15 protein-coding genes are annotated in these 16,668 nt (G+C 42.1%); 8 read left to right on the plus strand and 7 right to left on the minus strand.

All coding sequences use genetic code 11. The features are described from left to right. The 6 genes from Q0064_RS08565 to Q0064_RS08590 all read left to right on the plus strand — a co-directional run. On the plus strand, positions 1-234 hold a 234-nt coding region (locus Q0064_RS08565), incomplete at its 5' end, for a hypothetical protein (RefSeq protein ID WP_298147199.1). A gap of 855 nt (positions 235-1,089) precedes the next feature. Then, positions 1,090-2,184, plus strand: a complete 1,095-nt coding sequence (ychF, locus tag Q0064_RS08570; RefSeq protein ID WP_094486646.1) for a redox-regulated ATPase YchF — start codon at positions 1,090-1,092, stop codon at positions 2,182-2,184. A 32-nt stretch (positions 2,185-2,216) separates the two neighbouring features. Continuing rightward, the gene (locus Q0064_RS08575; protein ID WP_298147203.1) at positions 2,217-3,185 is read left to right on the plus strand and encodes a transglutaminase domain-containing protein; all 969 of its coding nucleotides are present in this window, start codon (positions 2,217-2,219) and stop codon (positions 3,183-3,185) included. A 633-nt stretch (positions 3,186-3,818) separates the two neighbouring features. Continuing rightward, positions 3,819-5,669 carry a DNA topoisomerase IV subunit B gene (locus Q0064_RS08580; RefSeq protein WP_094486956.1) on the plus strand — a complete coding sequence of 617 codons (1,851 nt, stop codon included), beginning with the start codon at positions 3,819-3,821 and terminating at the stop codon, positions 5,667-5,669. 105 nt (positions 5,670-5,774) lie between these two features. Continuing rightward, positions 5,775-6,149 carry a GxxExxY protein gene (locus Q0064_RS08585; protein WP_298147206.1) on the plus strand — a complete coding sequence of 125 codons (375 nt, stop codon included), beginning with the start codon at positions 5,775-5,777 and terminating at the stop codon, positions 6,147-6,149. 84 nt (positions 6,150-6,233) lie between these two features. After that, positions 6,234-8,942 (plus strand): DNA gyrase/topoisomerase IV subunit A, encoded by a 2,709-nt coding sequence (locus tag Q0064_RS08590; RefSeq protein WP_298147209.1) that lies wholly within the window; start codon positions 6,234-6,236, stop codon positions 8,940-8,942. Between the two features lie 183 nt (positions 8,943-9,125). Here Q0064_RS08590 and Q0064_RS08595 read toward each other — a convergent pair whose 3' ends face one another. Both Q0064_RS08595 and Q0064_RS08600 read right to left on the minus strand, forming a co-directional pair. Further along, positions 9,126-10,901, minus strand: a complete 1,776-nt coding sequence (locus tag Q0064_RS08595; RefSeq protein ID WP_298147212.1) for a cytochrome c peroxidase — start codon at positions 10,899-10,901, stop codon at positions 9,126-9,128. A gap of 162 nt (positions 10,902-11,063) precedes the next feature. Continuing rightward, positions 11,064-12,533, minus strand: a complete 1,470-nt coding sequence (locus tag Q0064_RS08600) for an alkaline phosphatase PhoX (protein ID WP_298147215.1) — start codon at positions 12,531-12,533, stop codon at positions 11,064-11,066. Positions 12,534-12,728: 195 nt separating this feature from the next. Between Q0064_RS08600 and Q0064_RS08605 the strand changes: the two genes are divergently transcribed. Both Q0064_RS08605 and Q0064_RS08610 read left to right on the plus strand, forming a co-directional pair. Next, entirely contained in the window at positions 12,729-13,145 is a 417-nt protein-coding gene (locus Q0064_RS08605; protein WP_298147218.1) for an antitoxin Xre/MbcA/ParS toxin-binding domain-containing protein, read from the plus strand. Continuing rightward, entirely contained in the window at positions 13,145-13,612 is a 468-nt protein-coding gene (locus tag Q0064_RS08610; protein ID WP_298147221.1) for an RES family NAD+ phosphorylase, read from the plus strand. The genes Q0064_RS08605 and Q0064_RS08610 overlap by 1 nt, the downstream gene beginning before the upstream one ends. Before the next feature lie 238 nt (positions 13,613-13,850). Here the strand turns inward: Q0064_RS08610 and Q0064_RS08615 are convergent, their stop codons facing one another. From Q0064_RS08615 to murQ, 5 genes are read right to left on the minus strand one after another with little or no spacing between them, the layout of a single operon-like run. Then, complete coding sequence (locus tag Q0064_RS08615) at positions 13,851-14,651, minus strand: TerC family protein (protein WP_298147224.1); 801 nt, start codon at positions 14,649-14,651, stop codon at positions 13,851-13,853. 17 nt (positions 14,652-14,668) lie between these two features. Beyond that, positions 14,669-15,049: a DNA topoisomerase IV gene (locus Q0064_RS08620; protein WP_094486946.1), complete on the minus strand. Its 381-nt coding sequence runs from the start codon at positions 15,047-15,049 to the stop codon at positions 14,669-14,671. Further along, positions 15,039-15,614, minus strand: a complete 576-nt coding sequence (locus Q0064_RS08625) for a DUF1572 family protein (RefSeq protein ID WP_298147228.1) — start codon at positions 15,612-15,614, stop codon at positions 15,039-15,041. Before Q0064_RS08625 ends, Q0064_RS08620 begins: the two co-directional genes overlap by 11 nt. Further along, positions 15,614-15,829 (minus strand): DUF6095 family protein, encoded by a 216-nt coding sequence (locus Q0064_RS08630; RefSeq protein ID WP_094486944.1) that lies wholly within the window; start codon positions 15,827-15,829, stop codon positions 15,614-15,616. The genes Q0064_RS08625 and Q0064_RS08630 overlap by 1 nt, the downstream gene beginning before the upstream one ends. Continuing rightward, the gene (gene murQ, locus Q0064_RS08635) at positions 15,816-16,640 is read right to left on the minus strand and encodes an N-acetylmuramic acid 6-phosphate etherase (protein ID WP_298147233.1); all 825 of its coding nucleotides are present in this window, start codon (positions 16,638-16,640) and stop codon (positions 15,816-15,818) included. The genes Q0064_RS08630 and murQ overlap by 14 nt, the downstream gene beginning before the upstream one ends. Positions 16,641-16,668: the final 28 nt, after the last annotated feature.

Here is a 16,668-nt window from a genome sequence, read left to right on the forward strand (position 1 = left end):
GCTCAGGCGTTGAGGGACCACAATGTTTCACTAAGTGTTTCACAATGGGACACAATGTTTTTCCTTCGACAAGCTCACGTACCAGCTTTTATAGCGCAAAGAAAACACCGAATTTCACAGATTATCACGAAATATAGAACTGTTGAGGAAAACATAGAACGTGTCAAGCCACCAAAAAATCGCACCAGCCTTCGTCAGGCTCAGGCAACGACGATTCGTGGGTTCGAGCGGTAAAACGATACGTAAAGTGGTGAACGTCACGAAGTCTTAATACTTAATACTCTAATCTTAATACCTACTCAAAAATATGCGGAAAACCCGTAATGGTATGTCGATTTTTTTTCAAAACTTCGCCTCGATGGGGGCGGGCGGGATGGGGAGCGATTCCCACGTACGAAATTCCCAGAAATAAATTTTACGGAAAAACCGTATTTTTCAAAGATTTTGAGATTGAAAGATTGAAAGATTGAAAGATTGAAAGATTGAAAGATTGAAAGATTGAAAAAAGGAGCTATTTCCCCTTTGCGACCATTGCGTAGATCTTTGCGAACTTTGCGGTTAGCGTTCGATTGGGCGACTTCGACAAGATCAAGCACTAGCTTTTAATCGCACAGAAAACGCAGAAATGCACAGAATTTGGTGGAAAATTTAGCTGTTGAGGAAAACACAGAACGCGTCGATACTTATAATTCGGACCGGCCTTCGACAGGCTTAGGCACCCACAATACGTGGGTTCAGTAGGGCAAAACGATACGTAAAATGGTAAACGTCGCGATCCCGATAGCTATCGGGTCTATCTTCTAACTTCTAGCTTCTAAAAAAGCCTTCGATACGATCAGGCATCAGCGATACGTGGGTTCAGGCGGGCAAAACGATACGTAAGGTGGTGAATTAATAGATGCTAATCGCTAACTGAACTAGTTTTCAGAACGCATGAAAAAGTTTCAAAAAGGTGCGGACAATCTTCCGCACAATCGTTCCAAAAAATTAAAAATTTGTCTAAGTAAAACTGCTTTGAAAATTCGACTGCAAATCTATTTTGCTTAAAATGCAAAGCGTATCTTTGCCCGATTTTAAAAAACACACGCCATGAAAGCCGGAATCGTAGGATTACCCAATGTTGGAAAGTCAACTTTATTTAACTGTTTATCGAATGCGAAAGCACAAAGTGCAAACTTTCCGTTTTGTACGATCGAACCCAATGTGGGAGTCGTAAACGTTCCGGACCCTAGAATTAACAAACTTGAAGAATTGGTGAAGCCCGAACGTGTGGTTATGGCAACAGTCGACATTGTTGACATTGCAGGATTGGTAAAAGGCGCGAGTAAAGGCGAAGGTCTTGGAAATCAGTTTCTTGGAAACATTCGCGAATGTAATGCCATCATTCACGTATTGCGCTGTTTTGACAACGATAATATTGTTCACGTGGACGGAAATGTAAATCCGATTCGCGACAAAGAAACGATCGATATTGAGTTACAGCTGAAAGATTTAGAAACTGTTGAAAAGCGTTTGGAAAAGGTAAAACGCGCGGCTAAAACTGGAAATAAAGAAGCACAAGTTGAGGAAGCTTTGCTAAATCGCATTCGCGAAACACTATTGCAAGGAAAATCGGCACGTACAGTTTCAGCGAACAACGACGACGAAGCTAAACTTTTAGAAGATTTTCAATTAATTACCACCAAACCGGTGTTGTACGTTTGTAACGTTGATGAAGGTTCAGCGGTTTCGGGTAACAAATATGTGGAGCAAGTTCGCGAGTTGGTTAAGGAAGAAAATGCCGAAGTTATTGTACTTGCGGTTGCTACAGAAGCCGACATTACTGAATTAGAGACCTACGAAGAACGTCAGATGTTTTTAGAGGATTTGGGTCTGAGTGAGCCTGGCTCGTCGGTATTGATTCGTGCAGCATACAAATTACTAAAACAACAAACCTATTTTACAGCTGGCGTTAAAGAAGTACGTGCCTGGACTATAAACATTGGCGCTACAGCGCCACAGGCCGCTGGCGTGATACACTCCGACTTTGAAAAAGGATTCATTCGCGCCGAAGTAATTGCGTTCGACGATTATGTAACCTACGGCTCGGAAGCGAAGGTAAAAGAAGCAGGTAAATTACGTGTTGAAGGAAAAGAATACATTGTTAAAGACGGCGATGTGATGCACTTCCGATTTAACGTGTAACTATTCGGCAAGATTTTTGCCACTATTTCGGCATGAAAAATCTTTTTTATTTCCTTTTGCTGACTACAGCATTAAGTTTTGGACAAAGCGCCGACAGTTTATATGCAGAAGTCGACAGCCGTGTTGCCAATTATCCCAAATCGTTTTCATCGGTTAAAGCTTTCGCTGAGCGGATTCAAAGCGATTATAAGATTCCAGAACTTCAAGCACGAGCTGCGTTTACATGGATTTCTAAAAATGTTGTCTACGATTTAAACTTGATGCGAACAGTAAAGCAAAAAGCTCCGGCTAGCTTTTCTTTTCGTACGGAAGCCGAGAAATTACAAAAGCAACGCGAACGAATCACCGCCGATGCCGTTCAAACATTAAAATCAAAAAAAGCGGTATGCCAAGGCTATAGCAGTTTGTTTTATGAGGTTTGTGATCAGTTGGGCATACCCGTGAAAATGATACCCGGCGCTTCGAAATCGATGTTAACTCATATTGGAAAACTTCCCGAAGACGAAGATCATGTTTGGAACAAGATTTATATAAACGATAAGTGGGAATTGGTTGACGTAACTTGGGCAGCAGGGATTATAACCGGGGAAAAACCAAAGTTTGAGTTTCGCTTTAATCCGGCGTATTTTTGTACTCCAGCAGAATTGTTTGCCTACACGCATTTTGCTGCTGCGCAAGCAGATCGAGATACCGAGCTCACAGCCCAAGAATTTGCTGATTTGCCTTTATACTACGGTTCCTACTTACTGGCAAATTTTGATTTAGAAACACCATCGACAGCTTTTTTAAAACCGCGAAGCAAAGACACCACGCTCCGACTCAATTTCCTTCCCGAAAATGCAAAAGTGGGCTTACGCTACTCGATGGGCAACGAATTTATTCCGCTTGAACTCACCTACTCCGACGATTACGCAACCACAACCCTACCGCAAACACCAACGGGCGGCTATGCTACTTTATATGTTAACGGCCGATCGGTAGTAAGTTGGCGGATTAAATAGATTATCTGCGAATTTTATACCCTTTTCATGAATGGGAAATCGGCGATTGGATGGAAAGTTAATAGATAATAAACACTAAACCTTTTTTCAAAATTTTTTTGTCTTTGCACTCACTTCCGCAGCACGGATTGCAGCAGAAAGACTTAACGAAAACGGCTACAAAACAACACCGAAAGCGGCGACCAACGGAAGCCCGTTTTCGGTGATTTGTTTTGAGACGGAGGCGGAAAAGGCTTGTCGCGGAAAGCCGGGTGCCGGCGCTGCTAAACTCATTTCAATGACGCACGAACGTCGCCGGCAGCTGCCCAAAAAACCTCCATTAACCTGAACTCGATTTAAAAATTAAAGTCAGAAAATATTTAAATGCTTGAATACGAGGCGCACGTTATTTGGGATACTGTAGTATCGCAAATAAATGCAACGAAGTAAGCGACCGTTTAAATATTTAGCGACCGCGATTCACACTGATTTTATACTGGTCAAAATCTAAATAAATTATGAAACCGCGATCTGACAAAGATTTTTAATCGAGCTCAGGTTATTTCTGTCAATATCGTTATTAATAACTTCTGAATTTTGAGATAAAATTTAGCAAGGCTTTCTAGTATATTAGCTATCTATCAGAAGTAACACATGTCAGAATCTACGCTTTATAACGAAGACAATATACGCTCGCTCGATTGGAAGGAACACATTCGAATGCGTCCGGGGATGTATATTGGAAAATTAGGCGACGGTTCCTCGCCCGACGATGGGATTTACATCTTACTTAAAGAGGTGATCGACAACTGTATAGACGAGTTTGTGATGGGCGCCGGAAAAACCATTGAGGTAACGGTGCGCGACAAACAGGTAACCGTGCGTGATTACGGTCGCGGTATACCTCTCGGAAAGGTTGTCGACGTGGTTTCGAAGATGAATACCGGCGGTAAGTACGACTCGAAAGCGTTCAAAAAATCGGTTGGTTTGAACGGTGTGGGTACCAAAGCGGTAAATGCCTTATCGAATTATTTTCGTGTAGAATCGGTTCGCGACAACCAACAAAAAGCAGCGGAATTCTCTGCCGGAAACTTGGTTTTAGAAGAAGAATTGCAAGAAACCACAAAACGCAAAGGAACCAAAGTATCGTTTGTTGCCGACGAAACCATCTTTAAAAACTACAAATACCGCCACGAATACATTGTTCGGATGTTGCGCAATTATTGCTACCTCAACACCGGACTCACTATTTATTTTAACGGTGAGAAATTTGTTTCGGAAAACGGACTAAAAGATCTTTTGGAAGAAGCTATTGGCGAAGAAGATCAGGTATATCCGATTATTCACTTGCAAGGCGACGATATTGAAGTGGCGGTAACGCATTCGAAAACACAGTATTCGGAAGAATATCACTCGTTTGTAAACGGACAAAACACGACGCAAGGCGGTACGCATTTGGGTGCTTTTCGCGAAGCCATTGTAAAAACCATCAAAGAGTTTTACAACAAGAATTTTGAAGCTTCGGACATACGGAAATCGATTGTTTCGGCCATTTCAATCAAAGTTGAAGAACCCGTTTTTGAATCGCAAACCAAAACCAAGCTCGGAAGTACGGATATTGGTCCGAATGGCCCATCGGTTCGCAGTTTTGTGAACGATTTTATTAAAACGAAACTCGACAATTTTTTACATAAAAATCCAGAAGTTGCCGACGCCTTACTGCGCAAAATCTTGCAAGCCGAGCGCGAGCGAAAAGAATTATCTGGCATTCGAAAATTAGCCAAAGAACGCGCTAAGAAAGCTTCGTTACACAACAAAAAATTACGCGATTGTCGGGTGCATTTAACCGATACCAAAAATCCGCGTTGTTTAGAAAGTACGTTGTTTATTACCGAGGGAGATTCGGCTTCAGGTTCGATAACCAAAAGTCGCGACGTAAACACACAAGCCGTTTTTAGCTTACGCGGAAAGCCTTTAAACTCGTACGGCATGACCAAAAAGATCGTGTATGAAAACGAGGAATTTAACCTATTGCAAGCAGCGCTGGATATTGAAGAAGATTACGAAAATTTACGCTACAACAACATTGTGATTGCCACCGATGCCGACGTGGATGGTATGCACATTCGCTTGCTGTTGATAACCTTCTTTTTGCAGTTTTTTCCAGAATTAATCAAAGAAGGGCATTTGTATATCTTGCAAACACCGTTGTTTCGGGTGCGAAATAAAAAAGAAACGATTTATTGCTATTCGGACCAAGAACGCATCGATGCCATTGAAAAGTTGAAACCAAAGCCGGAAATTACCCGATTCAAAGGATTGGGGGAAATCTCGCCAGACGAGTTCAAACATTTTATTGGGCAGGATATTCGTTTAGATCCGGTGATGTTAGATAAAGCAACGACCATCGAAACTTTATTGGAATTCTATATGGGAAAAAACACACCCGATCGACAAGAATTTATCATCAATAATTTGAAGGTTGAGTTGGATGTGGTGGAGTAGATTTAGTTGCTTGAATTGTAACACAAAGTGCCACAAAGTCGACACGATGTTGCACTATGAAATTTTAAATATCCGTAAATTATAATAGAATTTGGATATAGCCAAATGGAACAAGAAAACGAATTGAGCAATATTATTCTAGATTGTGCCTATAAAGTACACTCAAAGCTAGGTCCAGGTTTATTGGAAAACGTTTACAAGAAATGTTTGGCCCATGAATTAAGTAAACGTGGATTAAATGTTGTTGTTGAAAAACCCTATCCAGTTGTTTATGATAGTATAAAAATGGAGTGCGGCTATCGAGTTGATATTATAGTTAATAATATAGTTATAATTGAATTGAAAGTAGTGGAAGATTTTTCAAAAGAACATATCGCACAATGCTTAACATACTTACGATTGTCAAATTGTAAATTAGCACTACTCCTAAACTTTTATAAATGTTCGCTCAAAGATGGAATAAAGAGAGTAATCCTTTAATTTAAAAACTTTTACGGAATAGAACGTAAAAACATTGTGAAACATTGAGTAAACTTAGCGAAACTTTGCGCTACAAAAATAAAAATGAAAGACGAAGAAGAAGAAAAAAACCTAGGATCTGAATCAAACGAATCAGCCGGAAATGAATTAGAAACCAATGAAAATACTGGTTTTGAGGATATTCGCCCAGCTGTAAGTCCTCATTTTTACGAAAACAACGAAAATCCGGAAGACACGATTACCAAAGTCACCGGCATGTATAAAGACTGGTTCTTGGATTACGCCTCTTACGTAATTCTCGAACGCGCGGTGCCAGCCATTGAAGACGGTTTTAAGCCCGTTCAGCGCCGTATCATGCATTCGATGAAAGAACTCGACGACGGGCGTTACAACAAAGTAGCAAACATTGTTGGACATACCATGCAATACCATCCGCATGGCGATGCAAGTATTGGCGATGCCATCGTACAAATTGGTCAGCGTGATTTATTGATCGACATGCAAGGAAACTGGGGAAACATCCTCACCGGCGACGGCGCCGCAGCATCGCGATACATCGAAGCGCGAATTTCAAAGCTCGGACACGAAATTCTGTACTCGCCAAAAATCACCCAATGGCAATTGTCGTACGACGGACGGAAAAACGAACCCGTTAATTTACCCGTAAAGTTCCCGTTACTGCTCGCACAAGGAGCCGAGGGTATTGCCGTAGGTCTTTCTACGAAAGTGCTTCCGCATAATTTCAACGAGTTAATCGACGCTTCGATAAAAATCCTCAAAGGAAAACCGTTTACCCTCTTCCCCGATTTTCCGACAGCGGGAATTGCCGACGTTTCCAATTACAACGACGGTATGCGCGGCGGACGTGTGCGTGTACGTGCCAAAATTAGTCAGCTCGACAAGCAAACACTGGTAATTACACAAATTCCGTTTTCCACAAATACCTCTACCTTAATCGATAGCATCCTTAAAGCCAACGAAAAAGGTAAAATCAAGGTTAAGAAAATCGAAGACAATACGGCTGCCGAAGTCGAAATTCTGATTCATCTACCGCCGGGAGTGTCGCCAGACAAAACCATCGACGCGCTGTATGCCTTTACGGCCTGCGAAACTTCGGTTGCGCCTTTGGGCTGCGTTATTAGAGACAACAAACCTCTTTTTGTGGGCGTTTCGGAAATGTTGCGCGTATCAACTGCGCGAACAGTCGATTTGCTGAAACGCGAACTCGAAATACAACTCGACGAACTCGAACAAAAATGGCATTTCTCAACCTTAGAGAAAATCTTTATTCGCGAAGAAATGTACATTGATTTCAAATTGTACCAAGACCGCGAATCGCTATACCAATACATGTATAAACGCTTCGAACCGTTTCGAAATATGTTGGTACGCGACATAAACGACGATGATTTGCAAAAACTAACGCAAATTCCGATGATTCGTATTACCCGTTTCGATTCAGACAAAGCCGACGAACTTATCGCGAAACTTGAAGCCGAAATGGAACAAGTCAAATACGATTTGGAACACATTATCGATTTCGCCATCGCGTTCTTTACCCGATTAAAAGAAAAATTCGGAAAAGGTCGCGAACGCCAAACCGAATTGCGCAATTTCGATACTATTGAAGCCACAAAAGTAGTTTTGCGAAATACCAAATTGTATGTCAATCGCGAGGAAGGATTTATCGGCACCGGATTGAGAAAAGACGAATACGTTGGCGATTGTTCGGATATCGACGACGTAATTGTTTTCTTGCGCGACGGGAAAATGCTGGTCACTAAAGTCGACGAAAAGAAATTTGTTGGTAAAGACATCATTCACATAAGTGTGTTTGATAAAAACGACAAACGAACGATTTATAACTTGATTTATCGCGATGGTAAATCGGGTTCTGCCTTTGTGAAACGTTTCAATGTTTCGGGCGTAACGCGCGACAAAAACTACGATTTAACGCAGGAAAAGCCCGGATCACAAGTCTTGTATTTCTCGGCAAATCCGAATGGCGAAGCCGAAGTGGTTACTGTTTTGTTACGTCAAGTGGGCAGTATCAAAAAATTGAAGTTCGACCTCGATTTTGCAACGATTGCCATTAAAGGACGTGCTTCTAGAGGAAATACAGTAACAAAATATCCGATCAAAAAAATCGAACTCAAAGAGAAGGGAATTTCAACCTTGCGTCCGCGTAAAATCTGGTTCGACGAATCGGTGCAACGACTAAACGTCGACGGTCGCGGTGAATTATTAGGCGAATTCCGTCCGAATGACAAAATTCTGATTATCACGCAAAGTGGAAAATTGAAGGTTATAACTCCTGAACTAACCACGCATTTTGAGGAAGATATGATTGTTTTGGAGAAATGGATTCCCAAAAAACCGATTTCAGCGATTTATTTCGACGGCGAAAAAAGTAAGTATTTTGTGAAGCGTTTCTTGGTTGAAACTGAAAATAAAGAAGATAGTTTTATCAGTGATCATCCGAACTCGCAACTGGAGTTGGTCGCAACAGATTGGCGTCCTATGGCAGAGGTAATTTTCGCTAAAATAAAAGGCGTTCAAAAAGAACCGATTATGTTGAATTTCGAAGAATTTATTTCCGTGAAAGGATTTAAAGCGCTTGGAAATCAACTAACAACCGACAAAATTAAACAAGTAAACTTGCTTGAATCATTGCCGTACGAACCAGAGCCAGAACCCGAAGAAGAAACAAAAACTGCAGATGAAAGTTTGTTCTCAGAAGATATTAAAACCGATTTAGATGACGACGGGCAAATTATTTTACAGTTAGAGTGATGTTTTTTAGTAGCTAGTCCCGCCTTTCGCTCTTAGTCCTCAAAAAATACGGTTTGTTCAAACGCTATCCGAGCGGCTTCTGAGGTCGCCACCCGCCTAGCGTTTCACAATACCGTATTTTTTTGCGGGCTAACCACTGCAGTCGGGGCTATGAAATACGTGCACAAACGTTTCGTTTCTAACCTACCGATCGTTTAAAGTTTTTAAAAAAGCTATCAGTTGTTTTTGTTCCTGAATCGTTAAATTTAAAGGATCCGAAGGCAACGTTTGGTTATCTACTTTTAAACCCACTCCTACTCCACCGCCCCGATTGTAAAAATCAACCACCTGCTCCAAGCTGCTGTAAACGCCATTGTGCATGTACGGTGCCGTTTTAGCAACATTGCGAAGTGTCGGCGTTTTAAACGCATTTCGAAGTTGTGGTAACTGATGGATGGCATATCTTCCTAAATCCGGACTTAATTGCTTGTTCGCAGCTGTTGCTGGCGTTCCGATTACTTCCTGCTCTGTTTTTGCAAATACCGGCGGTACCGTACCGTTAAAAACGGGAATAAAATGACAGGTTGCGCATTTTGCCTTTCCTGCAAAGACATTAAAACCAGCACGTTCCTCGGCATTCATGGCAGTCGTTTCACCTCGAAAATACCGATCGAAAGCACTGTTAAAAGCCGTTAAGCTGCGCACGTAACTCGCAATGGCAACTTGTATTTTTGCTGGATCTAGTTGCTCTTCCTTAGGAAATGCCGCCTTAATAAGCTTTGCATACTTTTTCGAAGCATTTACCTTCTTTGAAAATACAGCTAAATCGCCGTGCATTTCGTCTTTATTGGTAATAACATCCTTACTTTGCTTTTCCAAATCGCTCTGACGCAAATCCCAAAACTGTGCATTTTGTAATGCTGCGTAAGTCAATGTCGGCGTATTTCTTGGCAGCGATTTACCGTGTAAACTTACATTTGTTTTCAAACCGTCGGTAAATGCGCGTTCGGGCTGATGGCAAGAAGCGCAATTCCGATTTCCGTTTCCTGCGAGATCGGTATCGTAAAACAATGCTTCGCCTAACTGTGCTTTCGCTTCGCTGTACTTATTCTGTAAATCCGGAATAAATGCATCGACATTGAAAGCGTTTGGTGCCAGAAAACTTGCTACCGATTGATTTACGGCGGCGTTTCTATCGACATCGGCAACGCGTTGCTCCATCTTTAATTGCTGCAGTAGAACACCTATTGGTTGTACAAAACGCAGTATGAATTCGGCACGATCAAAGGAGTTAAAATCGTTGTGTGCACGACAGTAACTCTGCGATTCACGCACCTTCTTTTCCAACGCAGTAAACGTAGGCGAATCGAACTGTTGTTTTAAAACCAAAAACGATTGTAGAGTAGCCGCTGCTTCGGGAATCGAGTGCTGTGCAAGTGGCGAATCGAATCCCGTAATACCAAGAGCAATCAACCGATTTACATTTAATTGGTGCGCATCAAACAACTGCTCTTTCGTAATCGGAATTTGTTCAAACTGTCGCTTCAATTGCAATAAATTTCCATTCAGGATTTTTAATTCGGCAATCAAGGCTTTTCTGTTTTCAGCCAAATACTGTGGAAAAATCAACTCTTCAATTACTTGAAAACCGTTTGGTGGTAAAAATTTATTTTCTTCTACTTCAAGTTCGTCGAGCGCTGGCCCGTTTATAAATCGTGCCGTATCTGGAGCAAAATACTCTATTGCCCACTCCACTTTTTTATAGAGCAGTCGGTTTTTCTTAAACTGCGCTTGAAACTCTTTACTGCTGTTATTTGCAGTCTCGACCAATTGTAAAAATCGCTGGTTGGCCTCAATCAATTGCGTCAGTTGAGCAACCAATTCGGCGTTGTTTTGCGGTTCCGACTTCTCACAACTCATACTCATTACGAGCAAGAAAAGCGATAAATACTTTAAAAAAAGTACAACTGTCTTTTTCATGTTTAAAATTGAAAATACGTTTGAAAATCTAAGTAATTGCAATCGGAACCTGCTTGTAAGTCCATTTAACATTTGTTAATACTTTTCAAGCACCATCCGATTAAATGCAAAAGCGGACCACTTTTTACAAGTCGTCCGCCTTTTTTTCACAACAAGTTCCTACTAATATTCCACATTTCGGATAATCACGGTTTGTCCACCTTCTTTATTGGTGTTCGTTCCGCTGCCATCGGCATTCAAAAATGCATCTTTTTGCCAAGTGTGTGGGTGAATGTTTACGAAAAATGTATTTGGAACACCAATAACATCGCTAATGTCTTCCATCGCACCGTATTCCCATGAGCCAAAACGCATTTCGCCCGATTGGTTGTAGGTGGCGTTCCAAGCTGCGTCGGTACGCTTGTGATTCATGGTTAACCAAGGTTTGTTATTTTTTGTTCTGATGTTGTATTGCCAGATGTACGAATCGTGCTGAGCTGCAGCATAATAACTGTCGCCATCTTCTTGGATGTAAACATAGTTCTCGGTAACGCAGATGTTATCCGGATTGATGATGCCAGTGCCCGGCGTGCTATCGCCTTCCACAACCAATTCTAGCTTACCTTTTAATGGATCGTTATCATTCAAAACGATTTTATACACACGTCCCCACATGGTGTATCCTTCAACTGGATTTCCGCCACTGGCTTGTCCGGTTGCGGTGAAATAAATTTCGCGGTTGTTCTTCGCACTTCCTTTGCGGTAATCAACGTCTTCCACACGAGAAAAACGAATGGCGCCCAACTCGTTTACCTTGGTGTTAATTTGTGCACCGGTTAACGTACGTGCGTTTGGAATTTCCACGAAGCTTACATCGTACGAATTTCCTACAGTCATCGACATTTCCACTTGGTTGCCGTCGTTTCTTTTCAAGGCGTACAATTTTCCGTTTACTAAATCGCCCACTGTGTTAGAAACATACATGATCACCTGACCTGCCGAGGCATGGTTTGTTCCGTACGACTGATCTTCGCCGATGACAATCACGGTTCTATTCGGATAAGCACGTTTGGTTAAAGGCACTGCATTTTCCATAGAAGCACGTCCTAAAGCAGGCAAAACACGGTCTTGACGACTTTTCTCGCTCGATGGACTAAAAGGATTGATACCGTGTACTAACGATTCTTCGCCACTTTCTCCAGCGGTTAAGAAAATCGGACCGAAACCGTGCAATTCTGGAGTAGCCAAAGTTGCCGAACACAAGCGCGTAATTCCGCCAACGCCATCAACAATGTATTCGCCTTTTACGGGTTTCAAAGTTTCGTCGAAGGTAACGCGCGAAACCGATTTCAAAATTTCGTGGTTTGTAATCATTAAATACCCCGTTCCGTTTGGGTCTTTCATAAAACCAGCACCGTCGGGTTGTGCACCATACACAAACGTTGGTGATTGTGCTAATTGATCTGTACTGGAAATCAACGAAGTAATTTCTAGATTTTCGAATCCGGGCATTGCAGTAACCAATGGTGGCGTGGTAGATTCGTAGCTGAAATCAATTTTTCTGTTAACCGATTTACCGTTGTCATCATCTTGACAAGACGTAATAGCCAGACCTGTAAGTAGGGCAAGACTTGTAATTTTTACTGTTTTCATAGACTTATTTGAATGTTTGCAGCAAAACTACTTCGCGGATTGTGGGCGGGAGTTAGCGCGATATTTTAAAAAGTTTAAGAAAACACCACTTTTATATTTGGATAAGGTTAAGATGTAATGAAAGAGTTAAGAAGATGGAGAAGAAAAAAATGAGGTAAAAAGTACTAATCCAAAAAATAAATTGTACTTTTGGGTATGGAAGAACGTTTGAAAGATAGTGGTTTAGAAGTGCATGAACCGGCAGCCGTTTACAATTATATGCAAACACGCCTGCCCGATTTTAATTTCATGGAACGTTTATACAATTTAGTTAGCTTAACTGAAGATACGCTAGCTTATTGGTTGAGCATTACGCCAAAAACCATTCGAACCTATCGGAAAAATCGAGATTTAAAATTAAAAGCCAACACCAAAGAACAAATCGTGATGTTACTCTTGCTTTACAAACACGGCGAAGAACTTTTTGGAGATGTAAAAACCTTCGAATCGTGGCTGGCTGCACCTAACATTAGCTTGGGAGGAGTGGCGCCGCAGCAGTTCTTGAACACTGTTAATGGCATTCGCCTTATCGATAACAAACTCACAGCGCTTGCCTTTGGCGAAAATGCGTAATGATTACGGTTTACAACATTCGTTTAGAGAAGTACGCGGGCACTTTAGAGGCTTCGGGTCGTGCTAACAGATGGAACCGACAAGATGAATTTGTTTTATACGGCGCTTCGCATATTTCGTTAGCCGCATTAGAACTACTGGCGGGAACATCGTTGAAACCGCTAGCAGGAAAATACGTTGTTTTAGAAATTGCCATAGATGTAACCGATTATGCGCGAGTAGATCCTAAAAAACTACCTGAAAATTGGCGTCATGTTGATGCTTACGCCGATTTACAAAAGCTCGGGAGTCGGTGGTATCAATCCAAAAAAGATTTGGTTTTACAAGTACCTTCGGCCGTTGTACCTTACGAATACAACTATTTAGTTGATACAAAACATCCGGATTTTAACATGCGTTGCCAAATACTGCGCCAATTGCCGTTTGATTTCGATAACCGATTTGTAGCGAAGAACGAGAATAAGTAACGCAACTGAAAACGTATTTCGGGATTGCTCGTTACAGGGCGAACGATTGCCGCATTAGGTATTGCAGCGGTTACAAGTGACTGCAAAAACCGATGGCAGCCCGAAAAGCGAGCGGCGACTAAAAGAAGCCGATTGCTTGACAGGCTGCCACGGTTTTTGAAGTTGCTTGTTTGAGCGAAAAGACCGACGGCGCTTTACGTATTTCCACCTAACGTCTGGCGCCGGAATGCCTAAATAACTATTCTTCGTCTTTGCTAACCGATTTTTTACTGCGATTCATCTTCATGTTTAGCACTTCAACGAGCAGTGAAAATGCGATGGCAAAATACAAGTATCCTTTAGGAATTGGTGTTACGTGACTTCCGAAAAACTCGGCGTTGGCTAAGTGTGCCGCTTCGGTAACGAGCATGAAACCGATGAGCACCAAAAACGACAAGGCCAAAATTTGGATTGATGGATGTTTGTTGACGAAAGTCCCGACGGGAACTGCGAACTGCATCATGACCAAAACTGAGATTATTACGGCGGTTACCATGATGTAAAGTGCCCCTTCGACGCCGTTTGTCATACCAACAGCGGTAAGAATTGAATCGAACGAGAACACAATATCGATCATGATGATTTGAAAAATAACGTTGCCAAACGACTTGGCTGCCGACTTTTTCAACTCTTTTTCCTCCTCGCCCTTTTCATCTACTTTTTCGCGAATTTCGTTGGTTGATTTATACAGCAGGAAGAGTCCGCCGAGCAATAAAATGATGCTTTGGCCAGTGATACTCATGCTGATGTGTTCGGTATTTATTGTGAACCACGGCTCTTTCATGGCAATGAGAAAGCTGATTCCGAACAACAAGGTGATACGCATAAACATGGCGAGAAACATACCGATTTTCGTAGCTTTTTTACGCTGCTCGGCAGGTAACTTTCCGGTGGTTATGGAAATGAAAATGATGTTATCGATACCGAGGACGATTTCGAGAAACGTTAGTGTTAACAGGGCAATCCATGCGGCCGGATTCGAAAGTAATTCTAGAATCATTAAAGCAAAATTTAGTTTTAGTTATCAAGTAAAATAGCGGTTCCGATACTTTTGTTTTGGCTACCTACGAGACCGAATTCAAAGGTATAGGAATTTTTGGTAGTTGAAAGAATACGAATGACTACGCCTTTTTGTTCTTGGCGATTTTTGGGATTCTTCTTTTGCAGGATGTACTCGCAATCGTTCACCCAGCGCACCGACGAGGTATCGGTTTTTCCTTTGTAGGTCTCGATTTCGATACTGTCTTTACGCACAAAAACAGTGGTTTGTTTTTTTCCGTTCTCTTCGTAGGTAAATGAAAATTTACCGTTTTTGAAGTCGGCACAATTGCGTTCGGCGTTGTAACAGCTGCTGAACAGGCAAAGAATAAGAAGGAGTACAATACAATTAGTTTTCATTCTTTTTGTGTTTTTCTATTTCGGAATCGGTGAAATGTTTGACGGCTTTTTCGCGTTCAAACTTCTCGGCGTTGTATGATTTACTTGCGTTTTTAGCGATGGAAAGCGTTTGCCAAGAATCGGAAACAAGCATTTTTGCCAAAAAAACGATTTGCCCGATGTGATACGGATAATGCGCAAGTTGTCTCAGCAAGGCTTCTTCGACGGTATGCCCTTCGTTTCTGATGTACACAATGCGTTGCATGTCGGCGCTTGACAGTGCGTTTACCGTATTGAAAAACACATCCCAACCTTGATTCCACGCTTCCCAGAGTTCGGAAGGCGAGGTAATTTGCGATTCAAATTCGGCATCGCGGTTGCGCCACGGTTTTTCGCCGTCGGATTCAAGAAAATCGGTAAATCGCGATTTCATATTTCCCGACAAATGCTGCACAATGATAGCAATGCTGTTCGATTCGGGTGTGGGTACACTGAAAAGAGCTGTTTCGGGAATTTGGTTCATTGCTTTCTCTGCCAGCGTTTTGTAATAGAGAAATTGCTTTTTAAGGGTGTCGAGTGTTTGCATCAGTCTAAACTTTTAACGATGGTCATAACCCCTTTAAAAATAAGAAACATTCCAACAACACAAATGATGCATCCTACAGCTAAAATAACGGGAAACAGGGGTTGTTGTTGATTTTTGAACGAAAAGTGAATAACTGTTGGACCGACAAACAGGCACGGAAGCGACCACAAGAGTTTCCCGACTCCTTTGTACAGAATTTCTTTATTTACTGCCATTTTCTTTGGTATAATCGACAGCTTTACGCACGCTGCCTTTGGTTAGGAGTAAGTCTTTTGCTTCATCGTACGAAATACCGGTTTCTTCGACGATCATTTTGGTGCCGCGATCAACGAGTTTGTCGTTACTCAATTGCATATCTACCATTTTATTTCCGCGAACACGTCCGAGTTGAATCATGCTGGTGGTCGACAACATATTGAGTACTAACTTTTGTGCAGTCCCGGCTTTCATGCGCGAGCTGCCGGTAACTACTTCTGGTCCGACAACCACCTCGATCGGAAATTGGGCTGCACGTGCTAACGGACTTCCCGCATTACAAGTGATGCAAGCCGTTATCAATGCGTTTTCGGCGGCTGTTTTTAAGCCAGCAATCACGTAAGGTGTGGTTCCCGAAGCGGCAATTCCTACCACTACATCTCCGGGTTTAGCACCTTCTTGCTGTAAATCGATCCAAGCCTGCGAGGTATTGTCTTCGGCGTTTTCGACAGCTCGACGTATGGCCTGATCGCCGCCGGCAATGATCCCATTAACTAAATCGAACGGAACACCAAACGTTGGCGGACACTCGCTGGCATCAACAATACCTAATCGCCCGGAAGTTCCGGCACCGATGTAAAACAAACGACCACCGTTTTTCAAGCTTGTAACTATTTGTTCGACTACTTTTTCAATTTGTGGAAGAGCTTTGGCAACAGCGGCTGGAACCGACTGATCTTCTGCATTAATAATCTGCAAAAGTTCGGCAACCGACTTTTTTTCGAGGTCGGAGTATTTGGAGGATCGCTCGGTTACTTTATCGAAATCCATAACGGTTGTTATTTGAGTCGGAGTTGTT

Source organism: Flavobacterium sp. (genome assembly GCF_027490375.1).
In the GTDB taxonomy this organism is placed as follows: domain Bacteria; phylum Bacteroidota; class Bacteroidia; order Flavobacteriales; family Flavobacteriaceae; genus Flavobacterium.

Bases quoted from the DNA above. Each gene is read 5' to 3' on its own strand.
- ychF (WP_094486646.1), top strand. From the start codon at position 1,090: ATGAAAGCCGGAATCGTAGGATTACCCAATGTTGGAAAGTCAACTTTA.
- Q0064_RS08575 (WP_298147203.1), top strand. From the start codon at position 2,217: ATGAAAAATCTTTTTTATTTCCTTTTGCTGACTACAGCATTAAGTTTT.
- Q0064_RS08580 (WP_094486956.1), top strand. From the start codon at position 3,819: ATGTCAGAATCTACGCTTTATAACGAAGACAATATACGCTCGCTCGAT.
- Q0064_RS08585 (WP_298147206.1), top strand. From the start codon at position 5,775: ATGGAACAAGAAAACGAATTGAGCAATATTATTCTAGATTGTGCCTAT.
- Q0064_RS08590 (WP_298147209.1), top strand. From the start codon at position 6,234: ATGAAAGACGAAGAAGAAGAAAAAAACCTAGGATCTGAATCAAACGAA.
- Q0064_RS08595 (WP_298147212.1), bottom strand. From the start codon at position 10,901: ATGAAAAAGACAGTTGTACTTTTTTTAAAGTATTTATCGCTTTTCTTG.
- Q0064_RS08600 (WP_298147215.1), bottom strand. From the start codon at position 12,533: ATGAAAACAGTAAAAATTACAAGTCTTGCCCTACTTACAGGTCTGGCT.
- Q0064_RS08605 (WP_298147218.1), top strand. From the start codon at position 12,729: ATGGAAGAACGTTTGAAAGATAGTGGTTTAGAAGTGCATGAACCGGCA.
- Q0064_RS08610 (WP_298147221.1), top strand. From the start codon at position 13,145: ATGATTACGGTTTACAACATTCGTTTAGAGAAGTACGCGGGCACTTTA.
- Q0064_RS08615 (WP_298147224.1), bottom strand. From the start codon at position 14,651: ATGATTCTAGAATTACTTTCGAATCCGGCCGCATGGATTGCCCTGTTA.
- Q0064_RS08620 (WP_094486946.1), bottom strand. From the start codon at position 15,049: ATGAAAACTAATTGTATTGTACTCCTTCTTATTCTTTGCCTGTTCAGC.
- Q0064_RS08625 (WP_298147228.1), bottom strand. From the start codon at position 15,614: ATGCAAACACTCGACACCCTTAAAAAGCAATTTCTCTATTACAAAACG.
- Q0064_RS08630 (WP_094486944.1), bottom strand. From the start codon at position 15,829: ATGGCAGTAAATAAAGAAATTCTGTACAAAGGAGTCGGGAAACTCTTG.
- murQ (WP_298147233.1), bottom strand. From the start codon at position 16,640: ATGGATTTCGATAAAGTAACCGAGCGATCCTCCAAATACTCCGACCTC.